Here is a 17,745-nt window from a genome sequence, read left to right on the forward strand (position 1 = left end):
GCTCTAGGGTTCTACGACGACTTCCTGGGCCGCGGCCGTCGTGTCGGCCAGCAGGGGCGCGTCCAGGGGCACGTTCCGCTTCACCAGGGCCAGCGCGATCGGCCCGAGTTCGTGATGGCGTACGGAGGTGGTGATGAAGCCGATCTTCCGCCCTTCCTCCCCCTCCTCCGCGAGCCTCAACTCGGTGCCGTGGCCCGGGAGATGGACCTCGCTGCCGTCGAGGTGGAGGAAGACGAGGCGGCGCGGCGGCTTGCCGAGGTTCTGCACGCGGGCGACGGTCTCCTGCCCCCGGTAGCAGCCCTTCTGCAGATGAACTGCCGTGCCGATCCAGCCCAGTTCGTGCGGGATGGTGCGGTGGTCGGTCTCGAAGCCGAGGCGGGGGCGGTGGTGTTCGACGCGCAACGCCTCGTAGGCCAGCAGCCCGGCCGCCGGGCCCGCCTTCTCGGCGTACGACTCCAGGTCGGCGCGCGGGAGGAAGAGATCACGGCCGTACGCCGTCTCGCGTACGACGACGCCGACGGGGACCGGGGCGATGGACCCGGCGGGGAGGTGGACAACAGCGAAGTCGCTTGTCCTGTCGGCGACTTCGACCCGGTAGAAGAACTTCATCGACTCCAGGTAGGCGATCAGCGCGTCCTGGGGGCCGGGTTCGGTGTGCATCCAGACCGTGACGCCGTCGTCGACGAGGTACAGGGCGTGCTCGATGTGGCCGTGCGCGGAGAGGATCAGCGCCTCGGTGGCGACGCCCACGGGGAGGTCGGTGACGTGCTGGGTGAGCAGGAGGTGCAGCCAGCTCAGCCGGTCGTCGCCGGTGACGGCGACCACACCGCGGTGCGAGAGGTCCACGAAACCGGTGCCGTCGGCGAGGGCGCGCTGCTCGCGGAACAGATCGCCGTAGTGGGCGGCGACGCCTTCGTCCACTCCTTCGGCGGAGACGGCGCCGGGCAGGGACAGCAGGGGGCTCTTCATACCGGTAAGCCTACGACTCGGTAATTGAAGACTCAGCCGAAGTCTTGCCGGTCGCTTTCTTGGCCGCGCAGTCCTTGCACCGTCCGAAGATCGCGAAGTGCTTCATGTCCGTCTCGAAGCCGAAGGTGTCGCGCAGCTTGGCCCGGAACTCGGCGGCGACCTCGACATCGGCCTCGATGACGTTCGTGCAGTCGCGGCAGACGAGGTGTATGTGGTGGTGCCGGTCGGCGAGGTGGTACGTCGGCGCCCCGTGCCCGAGGTGGGCATGGCTGACCAGCTGGAGCTCCTCCAGGAGCTCCAGGGTCCGGTACACCGTGGAGATGTTGACCCCCGACGCGGTCTTCCGCACCTCGATGAGGATGTCGTCGGGAGTCGCGTGCTCCAGGGTGTCCACGGCTTCGAGCACGAGCTGCCGCTGCGGGGTCAGCCGGTAACCGCGCTGCCGCAGATCACTCTTCCAGTCAGTGCCCTGGTCAGTGCCTTGGTCCGTGCCTTGGGTGCTCACCACACGTCCAGTCTAGGGGCGGGGCGGACGGAGTCACGGCTTGCGAGACAGAACGCCGTTCATCAGAGCGTCGGCGAGCGCGCTGCGGTAGTCGCGGGTCGCTCGGGCCGACTCGTCGTGTGCCCGGATCTTGTCGTCGAGAGCGGCGAGTGTCGCGCCGATCGCCTCCTGTTCGTCCTGCGGCGGCAGGAGCACGGGTAGCTCGCCCAGGGTGCGGATACTCAGTGACGGGATGACCGCACCGGCCGTGCGTGTCCTGATCCAGTCCTGTGCGATCGCCGCGCTCAGATAGGCGGTGAGATAGGCCGCTCCGACGGGGCCTGCCTCGGGCAGTCTGAGCCGCACCAGGTTGGGGTGGAACAGCCAGCCCGCGTGCTCCCCGGTGACCAGTGCGCAGCGGCCCACGCTGCCGGTCCGGGTGACGAGGACATCTCCTTGGGCCAACTCGTACTTCGCGAGCGTCCGGGCCCGTTCCCCGGAGATCGCGGGTACGGCTGCGGCTTCCTGGGGGACGATCCGACGGCTGCGGAGGTCTCGCGGCAGTACGACCGGCGTTCCGCCGTCCGCCCAGGTACGGCCCTTGTCCTCGGGCCGGCCGCCGCCCGGACCCGCTTGGATGGATGTGCACAGTTCCCGCAGGGGGCTACGGGACCAGCCCTCCGGTGGCATCAGCCCTTCGGTCACCGTCACAGTCCGTACCTCCTGAGCCACCGTGCCACCTCCGCGTCGGCCGCTCCCACACGCTCCTGCTGCGCCTCCATCTCCCTGGCCAGCCTCGCCAGTTGTTCCAGGGCCTCGGCACTACCGGCCGCCGTGACATCCGGGGCCCGACCGGAGACGTGGACATGGCGCGCCGGGTCCAGATTGTGGTCCCGCTGAGCCGTGTCCCGCAGTGACACGGCCCGGCTCAGGCCGGGGGTGCCCGCGAAGACCCGCCCTGTCTCCCCGGCTTGGTACCAGGACACGTATTCCCCGACCAGCCGGGTGATGTCGTCGTCGGACAGGGCCTTTTGGGTCCTGGTGACGTGCTGTCCGAGGTGCGCACCGGCCACGAACAGCACCTCGGGGTTTGCCACCACGTAGGGGCCGGGGGCGCGCAGGAACCAGATGTGGGTCTTGACACCGGTGAGCGCGAAAAGCCCCGCGGGAAGTTCGATCACGCACTCCACCACCCCGGCCTCGACAAGCCCCGCCCGAACGGTTTCGGCGGCGCCCGCGTTGAACGCCGCTCCGGCCGGCATCAACACCGCGGCCCGGCCGTCCGGAGCGAGTCGAGAGACGGCGTACTGAAGCCAGTCGAACTCGGTCCGGCGGGCAGCTCCATAAACCCAGTACGGCGGCGGGGGCACGTCGTCGCGGAGACGTCCGAAGGGCGGGTTGGTCAGGAGCACGTCGAAGCCATCGAAGGGATGGTCGGGGTCGAGCGCGGGAGTGACCGGTCCTTCTCCGAACCGTACGAAACGCTCATGGTGCACCCGTAGATTCATGCGCGCCACCTCTTGTTCCAGAGGCTCCGCCACCCGGCCGCTGACGTGAACCGGCACATCGCCGCCGTGCTCGGCGACGGCGTCCAGGTAAGCGACGAGCAGTTCTCCGGTACGGGCATAGGGGTCGTGGACGCTCAGCGCTCGGGGCCGTACGGCGGCCAGTGCCCTGGTCATGACGCGGCTCACTGACGGCGGGGTGAAGAACACGCCGCCCTCACGGGCGTGAGCGTCGACCCACTGCACGAGCACACGGTCGAACGCCTCCCGGGCCTCCCGCTGAGAGCGCGCGGTGCTTCTGCCGAAGACGCGGGAGAGACCGTGCAGGAGACGGCCGGGCACGTTCTCTCCCGGCAGGTGATGTCTACGGGCCGCCTCGCCGAAGTCGTCCACGGTCCGGATCACGCGGTCGGGTTCCACGATGCGGAGCAGCACGAAGTACAGCAACCATTCGAGGTAGCGGTCCAGCGGCATCGGCCCCCGCAGCCGGTCGGCCTCGGGTCCCGCCAGCTGCTCGATCGCCCGGAGCAGTCCACCGGCCGTCCCTCCGGACAGACCCGTGCGGAACCGGTCACCGTAGGTCGTGCCCACCGGTTCGCCCGGGCGCAGGGCGTTCGCGGGGACGGTCCGGCCGGACAACCAGGCCAGCACCTCGTCTGCGCGGAACTGCTCGACTACGGAGTCCGTGCCCGCGGGTACGGGGAAGTCCTCGTGCCGCCGCTCCCAGTTGGTGACGGCGGGACGCTTCACGCCTGTGAGGCGGGCGATGTCGGGCCGGGAGACGAGCACATCGGTGAACTCGACGTCGGTCACAGCGCCTTCCTCCATCAGAACCTCGGCGGTCTGGTGCCGCCCAGTACGTCCGCCCGTCCCGCGAGCACGGCGGGGAACCGGTCCATGGCCAGTGCCTGCTTGGCCAGCTCAGGGCTGACGTAGCCGAGCACGCGGTAGATGGTGTCATGGTCGGCGGCGAGATGACGGTGGTGGACCGGCTCGTGGTGCGTGACCCGGTTGCGCAGCAAGACCAGCGAGGTCAGGTCCCGGTGAAGGTCGTCGCGGCGTCCTCGATAGTGCGGAAACGCCGAGTGCAGTACCGGCACCCAGAACGTCCGGTCGTAGCCCGAACTGTGACTGATCAACGAGACCCAGAAGCCGAAGGACAGCTTCGCCACCACGTCGTCCGGCGTCGTCGGGCGCGAGCGCGAGTGCCGCCCGAAGGAGCGTTCGGCATCGTCCACCAGCCTGCGTCCGCCCGCGTTCAAGGGCGCCACCACCCACCAGTCCGGCCTGCCGTGATGTCGGACGAGTGCGTTGTGCAGGGCGTTGCGAAGTGCCAGTTCCAGGCAGTGCAGGGGGCCGAGCAGAGTGGCCGACACTTCGGCGTTCCACCAGTACAGCCGCTCCGCGGCCTGGGCGTCACCGTGCGCGGCACGGATGTAGCGCTTCAGTCGCGGTAAGGACAGGTCTCGCACTATCCATTCGGGCAGGCGGTTGGTCATGGTTCCCCCCGCGCGTCCCCGGACGCGCCGTGCTATCGTCGAAAGTGAATGTTCTGGGCTCGCCTCTGCACTGCAAGCCACCCAGAGCACAGCCTCCGGAGCCCCGGTCGCAGGCTTATTGCGACCGGGGCTCCGCGCTTGCACGAGGTCTGGATACTCGCTCCACGAAGACGACATCACTGTAGTGTCGGGCCACACCCATCCGCAACCGCACTGTCATGCTGTGGATTTTGTTAACCCTCAAGGGTGGTCCGAGGGAGGGTTAACAAGCAACGTCCCCCGGGCCTGAGCGGCGCACGAGGGACGTGGAGAACTTGCTGGATACGCGAGGCAGGCGACTGTCGGCTACTTGAAGAAAGCGATCCCGTCGTCCGGCATGTCGTCCGGGAGGGCCTTGGCCCACCGCTCGACGTCCTCCGGGGTGACGACCTTCTTCAGGTGGGCGGACATGTAGGGGCGGAGTTCGACCTCGGGGGTCTGCTTCTCGCCGACCCACATGAGGTCGCTCTTGACGTAGCCGTAGAGGCGCTTGCCGCCGGTGTAGGGGCCGGAGGCGGCGGTGCGGGCGACGGCGTCCGTGACGAGGTCGATCTGGGGCTTCTGCTTGGCGAGGTCGCCGTACCAGATCTCGACCACGCCGTCGTCGCGGGTCATCGTGACCTCGACCTTGCGGTCCGCGTCGATGCGCCAGAAACCGGACTCGGTCTCCAGGGGGCGGACCTTGTTGCCGTCGTTGTCCAGGACCCAGGTGTGGGAGCGGTACTCCAGGAAGTCGCGGCCGTCGTGCGTGAAGGAGACCTCCTGGCCGAAGTTGCACTTCTCGGAGCCCGGGAAGTCGTGGACGCCCGCGCCGGCCCACTCGCCGAGCAGGAAGACGAGGGGGACCAGGTCCTTGTGGAGGTCGGAGGGGATCTCGATCATGACGTCAGCAGTTCCTCGGTGGGTGTCAGCGCTGGCCCTGGTACAGCTTCTTCACGGTCAGCCCGGCGAAGGCGAGGACGCCGACGCAGACCAGGACCAGCAGGGTTTCGAAGAAGATCTCCACGAGTGCTCCTTGAGCGATGCGCGTATTCAGGGCCGGGCCCCAGCTTAGTCGGCCGGGGCCCGGTGCTCTCTGCGAGGTGCGGCTCAGCCCAGTAGCTGGCTCTGGAGCGTCAGCGTCTGCTCGAACGGGACCGCCTTCGCCGTGCCCTTGCGGGACTGGACGACCAGCGCGAGGGTGTCGCCGGCCGAGAGGTAGGCCTGGCGGACGTCCTCGGCTCCGTACGGCTTGTCCTCGGTGTAGGCCGAGGCCTTGACGTTCCCGGCGAGGATCTCGGACTTGACGGTGTCGTCGTAGCTGGTGACCGGGGCGCCGGTCAGGGCGTAGACCGGGCTGTCGTACGAGATGAGACCGGGCGAGAACAGTTCGTCCGCGGCGATCGCGGTGTCGAACTGGAGCAGGTAGATCCGGGTGTGTGTGCCGTCCGGTGTGGTCCAGCCGTCGGCCGCGATGTGCCGCAGGCCCTCGTCGGTCAGCTTCTGGGCCAGTGTCTTGCGGTCGTCGGCGTCGGCGTACTGCGCGACGAATGCCTTCGCCGGCAGCCAGCCGTCCGTGCCGCGCAGCGACGCGTCGGCCTTCGCGCCCTTCGGCGCCGGCAGGAGCAGCGCGCGCAGATCCGCGTAGTGGGCGTTCGCCTTGTTGGCCGGGGCGAACGGTCCCGGGCTGCCCGAGGGCAGGGGCGGCTTGGTGATCTTCGGGTAGTCCCAGCGCCCGTCGGACGCGGTCGCGAGCCCGGGTACGTCCGTCCGCTTCATCTGCGTGATCCCGTACGCCGTCCCCGTCCCGGCCACCGCGAACACCACGACGGCGGCAGTCCAGCGAAGCGCTGCGCGCAACACCCGACGGTCCTTCTTGCGCACAGGGGGCTCCGCCCCGGGCACCAGAGGGGGCGCTTCAGGCATGGGCGGAATCACGACCGGGACAGCGGGCGAGGCCACGGCCACGGCCAGAGCAGCGTCCGGGGTCTCAACCGGGGTCACGTCCGAGGTCGGGGGCACGGTCGAGGCCGGGGGCACGGTCGAGGCCGGGGGCACGGTCGAGGCCGGGACTGGAACCGCGTCCGAGGCCAGGGTCGGGGTCGTCGGGACTGGAACCGCGTCCGCGTCCGAGGTCGGGGTCGGGGTCGGGGTCGGGGTCGCAGCCAGAGCCTCGTCCGGCACCGAAGTCGGGACCTCGGCCGGGACCGCGCTCGAAGCCACAACCGGGGCCGGAGTCCCGTCAGAACTCGACGCCGCGCCCGAAGCCGGTGCCAAGGCCGGGACCGCATCCGAGATCGCAACCGCGTCCGGCGCCGGCGCCGATGCCGATGCCGATGCCGGGATCTCGGCCGGGACGGCGGCCGGAACCGTAGCCGAAGTCACCGCCGGGGTCACGGTCGAAGTCACCGCCGGGACCGCGGCCGAAGTCGGCGTCGGGGGCGCGGTCGACGGCGTCGGTTCCTGGTGTTGTTCGGTCATACCGCTTCCCCCGTCGTCTTGATTCGATCGAGCTGGCCGGCCATGAACGACGCGATCTCCTTCGTGTCCATCGCCTTGGTCCCGGACGCGTTGAGGGTGATCATGACGTTGCTCACGGACGCGAAGCAGACCATCGCGGTGAGCTTCTCGCCGGCCTCGTTCTTCGGCAGGAAGCACTTCGCGGCTTTGTGGCGCGGGACAGCCGGCCCCTTGCGGAACACGCTGACCGTGTCCAGGAGTTCGTTCTCGTACGCGGTGATCTCCCGTGCCGCCTTCTCGTCCATCTGCGCCAACTGGACCTCGACGGTGTAGGTGTTGACCTCCTGCGCGGCGGGATAGAGGTAGCTGCGCATGGCGATGCCCTTGATCTGCTCCCGGTCGATCGCCTTCTCCAGCTGGAGCCGCTCGGAGCGGGGCAAGCCGCTGATCTCCTGCTTGCGCAGGGCCGTGGCCTCGCGCCCGGTGAGCTCGGCGTCGGCCCCGAACTCGGCGATGTCCGGCCCCCGCACATACCCGCTCGCGCTGTACGGCTGGAGCACCGCACGCAACCCCTTGGCCGGCAGCGCCTTCGGCTCCGCCGCGTCCTTGGGGAACTTCCAGACGGGGGCGCCCGCGTCCCGGTCGGCGCCGTTCACGGTCACCACCGTGTATCCGACCCCGCCGACGACAGCGAGGGCGAGCACCGCACAGCCGACAACGGCGGCGATACGACGCCCGCGGGCGCGGCTCTCCGGAGTCCCGGGTGCGCCACCCGCAGCAACTACCGTCTCGGTCACGGGAGTTGTCGTGAGTGCGGCCGACTCCACCGGCCCGACCTCGCCGAACTGGTTCTCGGTCACAGCCGCTCCATCTGCCGCTCGGCCAGATCCATGATCGCCTTCTTGGAGACCGGCTTCGTGTCGTCGATCCACATCTCCAGAGCGATGTCACCACGCCAGGCATGCGCCTCGGCCTGGTACTTGTCCAGGTAACCGGCCTTGTGCTCCGGGGAGTTGTGGACGTACACCATCCCGTCACCGGTGCCGGGGATCGGCCATTGGTCGGTGTCGGGCTCGCGTTCGGCCCAGTAGTACGCGTTCTTCGCCGCGCCGGAGGCCGCGAGATCCACTTCCTGGCGGTACTGCACGAGCCTGATCTCGACGTAACGCGTGCTGGTCACTTGCCAGTTGATGACGGCCGCGCGCCGGAACTGGGCCATGCCGAGGTCACCGAAAGCCGTGTCCGGCTTGTCGTACGTCTCGGCGTACGCGTCCAGGCTCAGCCAGCCGTCCTCGCCCAGGGTGTTGTCCGCCGCCCGCGCCCCGCTCGGCCTCTTCAGCAGGAGCTTGCGCAGGTCGCCGTCGACCTTGACCTGACGGTCCTGCGTGGCGGACAGGGGCTCGGGAGCGGGGCCCTTCGCCTGCGTGAGCACGGGCTGCGAGAGCGAGGGCAGCTTGTCGGGTGTGCGGTCCGCCTGCACCAGGAAACCCGTGCAGGTACCGGCGACGACACCGAGCACCGCGGCGACGGCGATCAGGAGTGTGGTGCGGCCACGGCGGCGCGGCGGCCGGAGCACCTCTTCGACTGTCTCTTTTTCAGTTGGTTCTTCCGGTACTTCTGGTGCTTCCGGTACTTCTGGTGCTTCCACAACGTCCCCCACGGACCATGGCATGCGCATTCCATATGCGCGCACAGGAGACTCGTGGTCATTGCAGGGAGTTGTAAGGAAGTTGATTACGATTCGGTCATGGCGAAGAAGCTCGTGATCAAGGTGACCGCGGGGGCCGACGCCCCCGAACGCTGCTCACAGGCGTTCACGGTGGCGGCGGTGGCCGTTGCCAGCGGGGTGGACGTCTCCCTGTGGCTGACCGGCGAGTCGGCGTGGTTCGCGCTGCCGGGCCGCGCGGCCGAGTTCGAACTCCCGCACGCGGCGCCGTTGCCCGACCTGATCGACTCGATTCTCGCGGCCGGCCGCGTGACGTTGTGCACGCAGTGCGCGGCCCGGCGGGACATCACGGAGAAGGACGTCATCGAGGGCGTACGGATCGCTGGCGCGCAGGTATTCGTACAGGAAGCGATGGCCGACGAGACGCAGGCGCTCGTCTACTGAGCCTGCCCCTTCACCGAGCCGACGAACTCCGCCCAGGCGTCCACACCGAAGAGGAGGGTGCCGTGGGCGGGGTTCTTGCTGTCGCGGACCGGGACGAGGGCGGGGAGGTTGGGGGCGAACTCGACGCACTCTCCGCCACTCGTGTTGCTGTAGCTGCTCTTGCGCCAGTCTGCGGTGCTCAGGAAGTCGTCGGAGACCTCGATGCAGTCGCCGCCACTCGTGTTGCTGTAGCTGCTCTTACGCCACGTCACACCGTTCAAGTCGATGGCTCGCACGGGACTTCCTCCAACATCCGCAGGATGAACTTTCGCGACTCGGCCGGGGACAGCGCCTGGTCACGCACCGAATCGTACCTACGTTGAAGCTCCTCAACTGAGGCGTTTTCTTCGATCAGTTCACCGCGGAGGTCGTTCTCGGTGTAGGCGACCGTGCGACCATCCAGCAGCCGCAGGAACTTCACGGCGGTGTTCATCAGGCCGTGCGGGCCAACGCTGAACGGCAGCACCTGGATGGTGATGTTCGGGCGTTGCGCCATCTCCGCCAAGTGCTCCAACTGTTCCCGCCACGCCCTCACATCGTGCAGGGGCGTGCGCAGCACAGCCTCGGAGAGAACGGCTCGGAACGAAGGCGCGTCCTCCCCCTCCAGCAACTTCCTTCGCCCTCCGCGTGCCTCGACCTGCTGGTCCAGCTCGTGGCTCTTGAGCCAGCCCACAGCGAGCGCCTCGCGCACGTACCCGTCCGTCTGGAGCAGGCCGGGCGGGGCGCTCACGGCGTAGTGCCACATGCTCACCGCCTCGGCCTCAAGCATCATGTACCGGCGGTACTGCTCCTTGAACTGGGTCGGGTCGCCAACTGCCAACTCCCACAAGGTGAGTAGCAGCGGGGCCGTCCCGTAGTACTGGTCCAGCGCCTGTACGACCTCGGGACCGCCCAGCGTGCCCCCTCGCTCCATCTTTCCGAACAGTGACGCGTCCCACCGCACCGCCTTCATCAAGTTCCGCAGGGTCAGGCCACGTTCGACCCTCAACCGCCGCAACTCCTCGGTGAACCGCTTCCTGGGCTCATGGCTGCGTTCCGTGACCACCAGCCGTTGCGGCATGACGACCTCCTGTGGAATTTGTGGAATTTGGCGCGCCCCGTGCGGAAGTTGAGCCCGTTGGCGCCGCTTTCGCCTCCGACCTGGGTCATCCTCGTAACACCCAGAAATATACAGAGTAGTTCAACTGTCGCATTCTGTATGGAAGTTACACAAAAAGGAGGAGCCGATGGAAACCGGAGCGCTGCTGTACGACCCGGCCACCGACAAGGTCGGCGAGTACCAGGACAAGTCGGGGCCCTACGCCCTGCTGCGCCCCGTCGGCGGTGGACGCGAATGGCAGGCCGACCCCGCCTCGCTGCGACCGGCGACGGACCAGGAGCGGCTCAGCGCCGGGGTCCGCGCCGCCAACTCCCGTGCGCGGACCGACGGTCCGTTCCTGGTCGCCGCCCCGCCCCGGCCCGTCGACGACTGCGACACCTGCGCGGAACTCGCCCAACTGCGGTCCACCGCACGGACGGAACACGACTACAGCACCGAGACCGACGCGAACGTCCTGCTGCGCAAACACCGCAGCGAGGCCCACCCCGCATGAACCGCCCGCTGCCCCACCAGCTGATCCAGGTACTCCCGGTCCAGGCATGCCCGCCCCCGCTCATGCCGCCCGTACGCCCGCCGGAACCACCACCGGCCGCACCCGCACCCACGCCCCGGGCCCGCCGCCCACGACGGTTCCGGACCCCCCGCGCCCTCCGCGACGACGCCTTCTGGACCGGCGTGCTCACCGCGCTCTGCATCGGCGGACTGCTGGTGGCGATCCTCGCCACCAGCTGACCGCCTGCCCCCGGCAGGCCTTGGTATACGTGGAGGCTTGACTTCAAGCGCTTCAGGTATCGGAGGCTCCTCCCATGGCAGCAGCGACCAGCGAGCAGGCAGCGGATCTGACCGTTCAGGAGATGGCGCGACGGTCCGGTTTCAGTGAGCCCACGCTTCGCTACTACGAGAAGATCGGCCTGCTGGGAGAGGTCGCCCGGGACGAGTCCAGTGGTCATCGCCGGTACGGGCCGGCGACCGTGGCCCGCGTCGAGGCACTGTCCTGCCTGCGCTCGTCGGGGGTCACGGTCAGCGGGATGCGCCGCTATCTGGACCTGCTCGCCCAAGGGAACTCCGCGGCGGCAGATCAGCGGGATCTGTTCGCCTCGCAGGCGCAGAAGCTGGCCGCCGAGATCGGGCGGCTCCAGCTGCGCCTGACGTATCTGCGACGGAAGGCGGATCTGTGGGACGCGCGGGTCCGCGGGGACGCCGCCGCCGAGAACCGCGCGACCGAAGCGGTTCTGCGCGTACTGGAAAAATTCACCCACTGAAGGACTGAATCCGATGGGCACAGACGATCTCACCGCCTCCTCCCCCGGCAGCGGGACGGTACTGGTCACCGGCGGTACCGGCCTCGTCGGCGGACACTCGGTCGCCCGGCTGCTGCGCGAGGGGTACCGGACCCGAGTGACGGTCCGGGGGCCAGAGCAGGAGGCGGGGGTACGGGCGGCCGTACAGCAGGCCGGGGTGGATCCGGCGGACCGGCTGGAGTTCGCCGTCGCCGACCTCGGCGCCGACGACGGCTGGGGGGAAGCCCTGCGCGACGTCGGTCACGTGCTGCACCACGCGTCGCCCTTCCCCTCCACCGCGTCGGCGACCGAGGACGCACTCGTCGTCCCCGCCCGTGACGGCACGCTGCGGGTCCTCTCCGCGGCCCGGAAGGCCGGGGTCGCGCGGGTCGTGATGACGTCCTCCTACGCCGCGGTCGGATACACGCCGAAGCCCGGCAACCAGTACACGGAGGCGGACTGGACCGACCCGGACACCGAGGGCCTGCCCGCCTACCACAAGTCGAAGATCCTCGCCGAACGTGCGGCCTGGGACTATGCCCACGCGCACGGCGACATCGAGCTGACCGTCGTCAACCCCACCGGCATCTTCGGCCCCCAGCTCGGCACCCGGCCGTCCGGCTCGGTCGGTCTGGTCAGGGCCATGTTGACCGGGCAGATGCCCGCGGTGCCGATCATGTACTTCGGCGTCGTCGACGTACGCGACGTCGTGGACCTGCATCTGCGGGCCATGCTGCACCCGAAGGCGGCGGGCGAGCGTTTCATCGCCGTCGGCGGGCCGGCTATCAGCTTCCTGCGCATGGCGCAGATCCTGCGGGAGCACTTCCCCGCCGCAGCCGACCGGCTGCCCTCCGTCGAGCTGACCGTCGAGCAGGTGCGCGAGGCCGCGAAGACACAGCCCGCCCTGCGGGACGCGGCGGCGCTGGGGGGCCGGATACCGGTCATCAGCAATGAGAAGGCCCGCTCGATACTGGGCTGGGAGCCTCGGGACGTCACCGAGACGATCGTGGCGACCGCCGACAGCCAGATCCGGCGGGGCCTGTGAGCGCGCGCACCTACGAGAGGAACTCCCGATGTCCCGAGCTGTCGTCCTGACCGGATTCGGTCCGCCCGCCGTTCTCGAACTCCGCGATGTGGAGGTCGGATCGCCCGGCGCCGGTCAGATCCGCGTCGCGGTGACCTTCGCCGGGGTCGGTCCCACCGACCTCGCGATCCGCGCCGGGAAGGTGAAGGCCTTTCCCGCAGGACCGGGAACCACGCTCGGGTTCGAAGCGGCCGGCGTCGTCGACGCGGTCGGCGCCGGGGTGGACGACGTGGTGCCCGGCCAGGAGGTCGCGGTCTTCCTGCCTCGGCTCGGCGGGTACGCCGACCACGTGCTCGCAGAGCACTGGGTGCCCAAGCCCGCCTCGGTGACCTGGGAGGACGCAGCGGCCCTGCCCGCCTCCGGAGAGGCGGCGGCTCGCACGCTGGCTGAGCTTGAGCTGCGGGAGGCGGAGACCTTGCTCGTGCTCGGCGGCCTCGGTTCGGTCGGCAGGATCGCCACCCAACTGGCGGTCGGCCGGGGAGCCCAGGTGATCTCGGGCGTGCGGGCCACGGACTTCGCCGCTGCCGAGAAGCTCGGCGCGGTGCCTGTCGCCTACGGTCCGGACCTGCTCGACCAGGTGCGTGCGAAGGCCGGCCCGGTCGACGCCGTACTCGACGCGGCGGGCAGGGGCGGCCTGGAGGTGGCGGTCGAGCTGGCCGGCGGAACGGAACGGGTGATCACGCTCTCCGACCACCGTGCCGCGCAACTCGGCGTCCGGCTCTCGGGCCCCGACCCGCTCCGCATCCCGGCCGCGCTCGCGGAGGCCATGGCAGCGCTCACTACTGGTGCCCTGACACTCCGGCCGCGGATCACGGTGCCGCTGGCCCAGGCGGCCGACGTCCACGCCCGGCTGGAGGACGGCCGGGTCCGCGCGAAGGTCCTCCTGGCCATCTGAACAGGGCCTACTCCTGTCGCCACAGGCAGAACGGATGTCCCGCCGGATCGAAGAAGACCCGTACGTCGTCCTGGGGCTGGTCGGCCGCGAGCGTGGCACCCTCCGCCACCGCCCTCGCCGTCTCGCCCTCCAGGTCGTCGACCTCGATGTCCAGGTGCAGCATCATCTGCTGCTCGCCGGGCCTGCGGGTGGGCCATACGGGCGGGACGTACTCCGGCTCGGTCTGGAAGGAGAGGCCGGTGCCGCCGTCGGACGGGCCGATGAGGACCCAGTCGGGTTCCTCGGCCCGGATCTCGTAGCCGAGGAGGCGGAGGTAGAAGCCGGCCAGCTCGTGCGCGTCATGCGCGTCGAGCACCACGGTGGACAGTCTCGTAGGCGACATGCCCGCCCTCTACCCACCCGCCCTACGGCCTGCGCTTCTTGCCGTCCAGCTCGTCCCACCACTCGTCGGACTTGGGGTCGCCGGACGGGTCGTCCCACCAGCGGTCGTCGGGGCCCCGGCGGTTGGCGACCATGGCGGCGACGGGCGGGATCACCATCGCGACCACGCACATCCCGACGGCCGCGGGCACCGACCAGATCCGCACGACTCCCCAGGCCAGGACGAAGAGCCCGATGCAGATGCCCATCATGACGAAGTAGGTGCGACGGCGGCGTGCCAGCATGTTTCCAGGGTAGGCCTGGGCACGCCAAAGGGCCGCACCTCGGAAGAGGTGCGGCCCTTCGACAGTCAGTCGGCGATCAGACCGCGATCGCCACCTCCGCCAGCCCGCCCGTCTGGGCGACGACCGTGCGGTCGGCGGTGGCGCCCGGAACGAGGGCGCGGACGGTCCAGGTGCCTTCGGCCGCGTAGAAGCGGAACTGGCCCGTGGCGGAGGTCGGGACCTCCGCGGTGAACTCGCCGGTCGAGTCCAGGAGACGGACGTAACCCGTCACCGGCTCGCCGTTGCGCGTCACCTGGCCCTGGATGGTGGTCTCACCGGGCTTGATCGTCGAGGCGTCGGGGCCGCCGGCCTTCGCTCCACACATGGTCTGTCCTTACGGGGTTGGGGCTGGTCGGGTGCTTACTTGTTGGCGCCGAGCTCGATCGGGACGCCGACCAGGCTGCCGTACTCGGTCCAGGAGCCGTCGTAGTTCTTGACGTTCTCGACACCGAGCAGCTCGTGCAGCACGAACCAGGTCAGGGCCGAGCGCTCGCCGATACGGCAGTACGCGATGGTGTCCTTGGCGAGGTCGACCTGCTCCTCGGCGTAGAGCTCCTTGAGCTCGTCGTCCGACTTGAAGGTGCCGTCGTCGTTGGCGTTCTTCGACCACGGGATGTTGCGGGCGGACGGGACGTGGCCCGGGCGCTGCGACTGCTCCTGCGGGAGGTGGGCCGGGGCGAGCAGCTTGCCGCTGAACTCGTCGGGGGAACGGACGTCGACCAGGTTCTGCGAGCCGATGGCCGCCACGACGTCGTCGCGGAAGGCGCGGATCGACTTGTTCTGCGGCTTGGCCTTGTAGGAGGTCTCGACGCGCGCGGGAACCTCTTCGACCAGCTCGCGGGCGTCCAGCTCCCACTTCTTGCGGCCGCCGTCGAGCAGCTTGACGCTGTCGTGGCCGTAGAGCTTGAAGTACCAGTACGCGTACGAGGCGAACCAGTTGTTGTTGCCGCCGTAGAGGATCACCAGCGTGTCGTTGCCGATGCCCTTGGCCGAGAGGAGCTTCTCGAAGCCCTCCTGGTCGATGAAGTCACGGCGTACCGGGTCCTGGAGGTCCTTGGTCCAGTCGATCCGGATGGCGTTGCGGATGTGGTTCTTCTCGTACGCGGACGTGTCCTCGTCGACCTCGACGATGGCGATGTCCGCGTTGTCGAGGTTGGCCTCGACCCAGTCGGCGTCGACCAGGACGTCACTGCGGCTCATGCTTTTCTCCTCCGGGGCAGTTACGGCGGTGCGGTGCGTGAGAGAGGGGTGCGCGGCTCGCGCGGGTGCCCTGAGATCAAGGGCACGGGGGAAGACGGAAGCCTGCGCTTCCGCTCAGAAAGTGCGACAGAGCATGGCGGCGACGCGGCACAGGTCCACTGCCCGCCGCTTCGTGAGATCCGCCTGTTGCCTCATAGGGTCGATCGTAGGGACGGACGACGGAACATGTCACCGGTGTGTCGTATTTTGAGACGCGATCGTCCGTGATGTGAGATCGGCCGACCGATAACAGCCCCGTCGCCGGTTGTTCGCGCGCCCTCGCCGTCCTCGCAACTGCCGTACGGACACCGGCGTCTCGCTCCTCGGACAGCCGCCGTCCGCCGGACCTCGTCCGTCCTACCCGGCCAGCCGGACGTTCGAACCCTTCACCTTGATCTCCACACCGTTCTTCGCCGCCTGCACACTGGCCAACTTCACCCCGCCCGGCAGCTGGTCGATCGTCTGCTGGAAGTCGGTGATCGAGCGGATCCGGGAGTCGGCGAGGTCGACGACCAGCTTGGGCAGGTTGTCCGCGTGCACCTTCACGGTGTCGCCGTCGACGGTGACCGTACTGAGCACCGGGTACGTCGTCTCCTGGCCGCCGACCGAGATCTTGACGTCGACCTTGATCTTGCCGTCGCCGCCGTCGGAGAGGTTGACGACCTGGGCGTCGACCCCGGTGAAGATGTTCGTCGGTTCGGACTTGGCGGCCTTGAGCAGCTGGTCGTAGGCGATGCTCGCGGAGCCGGTCGCGCTGGCCGCGGTCGCGGTGCTGTAGCCGTTGGAGAACTTGACGTCCTTCATGTCGGCCTTGAGGTCGTCGATCCGGATCGTGGAGGTGCCGCTGCCGGTCGTGTTCGCCGTCGTCGCCTCGTAGGTCTTGATGCCGAGCTCGACGTCGTCCAGTTCACCGGAGGCGACCTGGGTGAGGAAGGGGAAGCCCTTGATGGAGACGTCGGGGGTCGAGGCGAGGTTCTCGCTCGTCTTCACCTTGCCCGCCGCCTCGTCCTGCGCGAAGTAGACCGCGACGCGGTCCACGACCACGAACAGGACACCCAGAATCACCACGACGGTCAAAAGTATTCGTAGCCCACGCATTTACGGTGTTCCCCCACCTGGCAGTCGTCGAAGAAAGCGGTGCAACGACCGGGTGGCCGCGAATCGCGAGCGTAGTCCCGCGAGTTGCGTGCAGTGGGAAATTGTCGATCACCTGTGACAGGGCCGCCGCCTACACCAGCGCGCGCCCCAGTACGTAGACCGCCGGAGCCGCCGCGGCGAGCGGGAGGGCCACACCGGCCGTGAAGTGGACGAAGCGGGACGGGTAGTCGTAGCTCGCCACGCGGTGGCCGATCAGCGCGCAGACCGCCGCGACCGCGCCGAGCAGCGCGCCCTTCGCGCCGAGGCCCGTCATCCCGCCGACCGCGATGCCCGCACCGGCGGCGGCGAGGAGGGAGACGACCACCGACGCCACGGTCGGCAGCGGGAGCGCGCGGGCCAGGATCGCGACCGCCACGGCAGCCGCGCCGACGGTGACCGCGTCCGGGTCGGCCGCGAGGTGGCCGGTCGCGACGATGGCCAGGGCCGCCGAGGCGACCGTCGCCATCAGGCTCGTGATCCGGGTGTCCGGGTCGGCGTGCGAGCGCAGCTGCATCACGAGGGAGAGCAGGACCCAGACGCCGAGGGTGCCGAGGATCGCGGCGGGGCCGTTGTCCCGCCCGGCCGCCAGCAGCGCCACGTCGGCGACGAGCGCGCCCGCGAAGGCCAGCGCGATGCCCTGCCGGGCGGGCCACATCCCGTTCAGCCGGAACCAGCCCGCGGCCGTGACCGCCTGGAGCACGACGAGCGGTACGACGAGGGCGTACGACCCGATCTGCGCGGTGACGGAGAGGAGGAGCGCCAGGAGGGCGGTGAGGCCGGCCGGCTGCATCCCCGGCTCGATGATCGGCGAGCGGCCCTCCAGCCGGGCCCGCTGGGCGTCGGTGATACGGGCGTTCCCGGCGAGGGAGGGCGGGCCGTAGCCGACCGCCTCGTCCGTGGCGGGGGGAGCCGGGGGCGCGGTCACGGGGCCCTGCCCGTAGGAGTCGTAACTCGGCGTCTGCGCCTGGTAGTTCTGCGGCGGGAAGTACGCCAGGTCGGACGCGGAGGGTCTCGACTGCTGGACCTGGGTGTCCCAGGTCTGGCCCTGCCACTGCTGGGTGTACTGCTGCGCGGCCTGCGGGTCGTCGTACGCCTGCTGCTGCCCGGGCCAGGCCTGCGCCTGCGCCTGTGCCTGTGCCTGCTGCTGGGCCTGCTGCGGCTGTTGCTGCTGGGCGTAGGGGTCGTAGCCCTCGCCATAGCCCTCGTACGGCTGGTTGCTCATC

The 17,745-nt window shown here is 69.3% G+C and carries 25 protein-coding genes; 7 read left to right on the forward strand and 18 right to left on the reverse strand.

Going from position 1 to position 17,745, the window contains the following annotated elements:
- Positions 1–3: 3 nt before the first annotated feature.
- From OC490_RS31785 to OC490_RS31815, 7 genes are all read right to left on the reverse strand, one after another.
- Positions 4–969, reverse strand: a complete 966-nt coding sequence (locus OC490_RS31785; RefSeq protein ID WP_262061465.1) for a YgfZ/GcvT domain-containing protein — start codon at positions 967–969, stop codon at positions 4–6.
- A 10-nt stretch (positions 970–979) separates the two neighbouring features.
- Positions 980–1,477 (reverse strand): Fur family transcriptional regulator, encoded by a 498-nt coding sequence (locus OC490_RS31790; protein WP_262061466.1) that lies wholly within the window; start codon positions 1,475–1,477, stop codon positions 980–982.
- A gap of 30 nt (positions 1,478–1,507) precedes the next feature.
- Positions 1,508–2,164, reverse strand: a complete 657-nt coding sequence (locus tag OC490_RS31795) for a restriction endonuclease subunit S (RefSeq protein WP_262061467.1) — start codon at positions 2,162–2,164, stop codon at positions 1,508–1,510.
- The gene (locus tag OC490_RS31800) at positions 2,161–3,771 is read right to left on the reverse strand and encodes an SAM-dependent methyltransferase (protein WP_262061468.1); all 1,611 of its coding nucleotides are present in this window, start codon (positions 3,769–3,771) and stop codon (positions 2,161–2,163) included. The genes OC490_RS31795 and OC490_RS31800 overlap by 4 nt, the downstream gene beginning before the upstream one ends.
- Before the next feature lie 14 nt (positions 3,772–3,785).
- Positions 3,786–4,457 carry a hypothetical protein gene (locus OC490_RS31805; protein ID WP_262061469.1) on the reverse strand — a complete coding sequence of 224 codons (672 nt, stop codon included), beginning with the start codon at positions 4,455–4,457 and terminating at the stop codon, positions 3,786–3,788.
- A 345-nt stretch (positions 4,458–4,802) separates the two neighbouring features.
- Entirely contained in the window at positions 4,803–5,378 is a 576-nt protein-coding gene (locus OC490_RS31810; protein WP_262061470.1) for an FABP family protein, read from the reverse strand.
- A gap of 207 nt (positions 5,379–5,585) precedes the next feature.
- Positions 5,586–6,335 carry a hypothetical protein gene (locus tag OC490_RS31815; protein ID WP_410099201.1) on the reverse strand — a complete coding sequence of 250 codons (750 nt, stop codon included), beginning with the start codon at positions 6,333–6,335 and terminating at the stop codon, positions 5,586–5,588.
- A 64-nt stretch (positions 6,336–6,399) separates the two neighbouring features.
- Here OC490_RS31815 and OC490_RS31820 point away from each other — a divergent pair, with 64 nt between their 5' ends.
- Positions 6,400–6,978 (forward strand): hypothetical protein, encoded by a 579-nt coding sequence (locus OC490_RS31820; RefSeq protein ID WP_262061472.1) that lies wholly within the window; start codon positions 6,400–6,402, stop codon positions 6,976–6,978.
- Here OC490_RS31820 and OC490_RS31825 read toward each other — a convergent pair.
- Both OC490_RS31825 and OC490_RS31830 read right to left on the reverse strand, forming a co-directional pair.
- The gene (locus OC490_RS31825; RefSeq protein ID WP_262061473.1) at positions 6,953–7,795 is read right to left on the reverse strand and encodes a hypothetical protein; all 843 of its coding nucleotides are present in this window, start codon (positions 7,793–7,795) and stop codon (positions 6,953–6,955) included. The genes OC490_RS31820 and OC490_RS31825 overlap by 26 nt on opposite strands.
- Positions 7,792–8,511: a hypothetical protein gene (locus tag OC490_RS31830; RefSeq protein ID WP_262061474.1), complete on the reverse strand. Its 720-nt coding sequence runs from the start codon at positions 8,509–8,511 to the stop codon at positions 7,792–7,794. Before OC490_RS31830 ends, OC490_RS31825 begins: the two co-directional genes overlap by 4 nt.
- Before the next feature lie 171 nt (positions 8,512–8,682).
- Here OC490_RS31830 and OC490_RS31835 point away from each other — a divergent pair, with 171 nt between their 5' ends.
- Entirely contained in the window at positions 8,683–9,045 is a 363-nt protein-coding gene (locus OC490_RS31835; protein WP_262061475.1) for a DsrE family protein, read from the forward strand.
- Here OC490_RS31835 and OC490_RS31840 read toward each other — a convergent pair.
- Together OC490_RS31840 and OC490_RS31845 are read right to left on the reverse strand one after the other, a co-directional pair.
- A complete protein-coding gene (locus OC490_RS31840; protein ID WP_262061476.1) occupies positions 9,039–9,320 on the reverse strand; it encodes a DUF397 domain-containing protein in 282 nt (93 codons plus the stop codon). The two genes, OC490_RS31835 and OC490_RS31840, sit on opposite strands and share 7 nt — an antisense overlap.
- Positions 9,302–10,144 (reverse strand): helix-turn-helix domain-containing protein, encoded by an 843-nt coding sequence (locus tag OC490_RS31845; RefSeq protein ID WP_262061477.1) that lies wholly within the window; start codon positions 10,142–10,144, stop codon positions 9,302–9,304. Before OC490_RS31845 ends, OC490_RS31840 begins: the two co-directional genes overlap by 19 nt.
- A gap of 166 nt (positions 10,145–10,310) precedes the next feature.
- On the opposite strand from OC490_RS31845, the gene OC490_RS31850 reads away from it, so the two are divergent.
- The 5 genes from OC490_RS31850 to OC490_RS31870 all read left to right on the forward strand — a co-directional run bounded on the left by OC490_RS31850 (position 10,311) and on the right by OC490_RS31870 (position 13,442).
- Complete coding sequence (locus tag OC490_RS31850; RefSeq protein ID WP_262061478.1) at positions 10,311–10,676, forward strand: hypothetical protein; 366 nt, start codon at positions 10,311–10,313, stop codon at positions 10,674–10,676.
- On the forward strand, positions 10,673–10,915 hold the full coding sequence (locus OC490_RS31855; RefSeq protein ID WP_262061479.1) for a hypothetical protein: 243 nt from the start codon (positions 10,673–10,675) through the stop codon (positions 10,913–10,915). Before OC490_RS31850 ends, OC490_RS31855 begins: the two co-directional genes overlap by 4 nt.
- Before the next feature lie 74 nt (positions 10,916–10,989).
- Positions 10,990–11,445: a MerR family transcriptional regulator gene (locus OC490_RS31860; protein ID WP_262061480.1), complete on the forward strand. Its 456-nt coding sequence runs from the start codon at positions 10,990–10,992 to the stop codon at positions 11,443–11,445.
- Positions 11,446–11,458: 13 nt separating this feature from the next.
- Positions 11,459–12,508: an NAD-dependent epimerase/dehydratase family protein gene (locus OC490_RS31865; protein ID WP_262061481.1), complete on the forward strand. Its 1,050-nt coding sequence runs from the start codon at positions 11,459–11,461 to the stop codon at positions 12,506–12,508.
- A gap of 28 nt (positions 12,509–12,536) precedes the next feature.
- Positions 12,537–13,442: an NADP-dependent oxidoreductase gene (locus tag OC490_RS31870; protein WP_262061482.1), complete on the forward strand. Its 906-nt coding sequence runs from the start codon at positions 12,537–12,539 to the stop codon at positions 13,440–13,442.
- A gap of 7 nt (positions 13,443–13,449) precedes the next feature.
- Here the strand turns inward: OC490_RS31870 and OC490_RS31875 are convergent, their stop codons facing one another.
- From OC490_RS31875 to OC490_RS31900, 7 genes are all read right to left on the reverse strand, one after another.
- Positions 13,450–13,824: a VOC family protein gene (locus OC490_RS31875; protein ID WP_262061483.1), complete on the reverse strand. Its 375-nt coding sequence runs from the start codon at positions 13,822–13,824 to the stop codon at positions 13,450–13,452.
- Between the two features lie 22 nt (positions 13,825–13,846).
- Positions 13,847–14,107: a DUF3099 domain-containing protein gene (locus tag OC490_RS31880; protein WP_262061484.1), complete on the reverse strand. Its 261-nt coding sequence runs from the start codon at positions 14,105–14,107 to the stop codon at positions 13,847–13,849.
- A gap of 76 nt (positions 14,108–14,183) precedes the next feature.
- Positions 14,184–14,471: a DUF1416 domain-containing protein gene (locus OC490_RS31885; RefSeq protein WP_019064558.1), complete on the reverse strand. Its 288-nt coding sequence runs from the start codon at positions 14,469–14,471 to the stop codon at positions 14,184–14,186.
- 35 nt (positions 14,472–14,506) lie between these two features.
- Positions 14,507–15,346: a sulfurtransferase gene (locus OC490_RS31890; RefSeq protein WP_262061485.1), complete on the reverse strand. Its 840-nt coding sequence runs from the start codon at positions 15,344–15,346 to the stop codon at positions 14,507–14,509.
- Between the two features lie 114 nt (positions 15,347–15,460).
- On the reverse strand, positions 15,461–15,541 hold the full coding sequence (locus OC490_RS49625; protein ID WP_353963781.1) for a putative leader peptide: 81 nt from the start codon (positions 15,539–15,541) through the stop codon (positions 15,461–15,463).
- A gap of 201 nt (positions 15,542–15,742) precedes the next feature.
- Positions 15,743–16,483: a DUF2993 domain-containing protein gene (locus tag OC490_RS31895; protein ID WP_262061486.1), complete on the reverse strand. Its 741-nt coding sequence runs from the start codon at positions 16,481–16,483 to the stop codon at positions 15,743–15,745.
- A 130-nt stretch (positions 16,484–16,613) separates the two neighbouring features.
- On the reverse strand, positions 16,614–17,744 hold the full coding sequence (locus OC490_RS31900; RefSeq protein WP_262061487.1) for a hypothetical protein: 1,131 nt from the start codon (positions 17,742–17,744) through the stop codon (positions 16,614–16,616).
- Between the last annotated feature and the right edge of the window lies 1 nt (position 17,745).

Origin of the sequence: Streptomyces sp. STR69 (assembly GCF_024519455.1) — a bacterium.
In the GTDB taxonomy this organism is placed as follows: domain Bacteria; phylum Actinomycetota; class Actinomycetes; order Streptomycetales; family Streptomycetaceae; genus Streptomyces.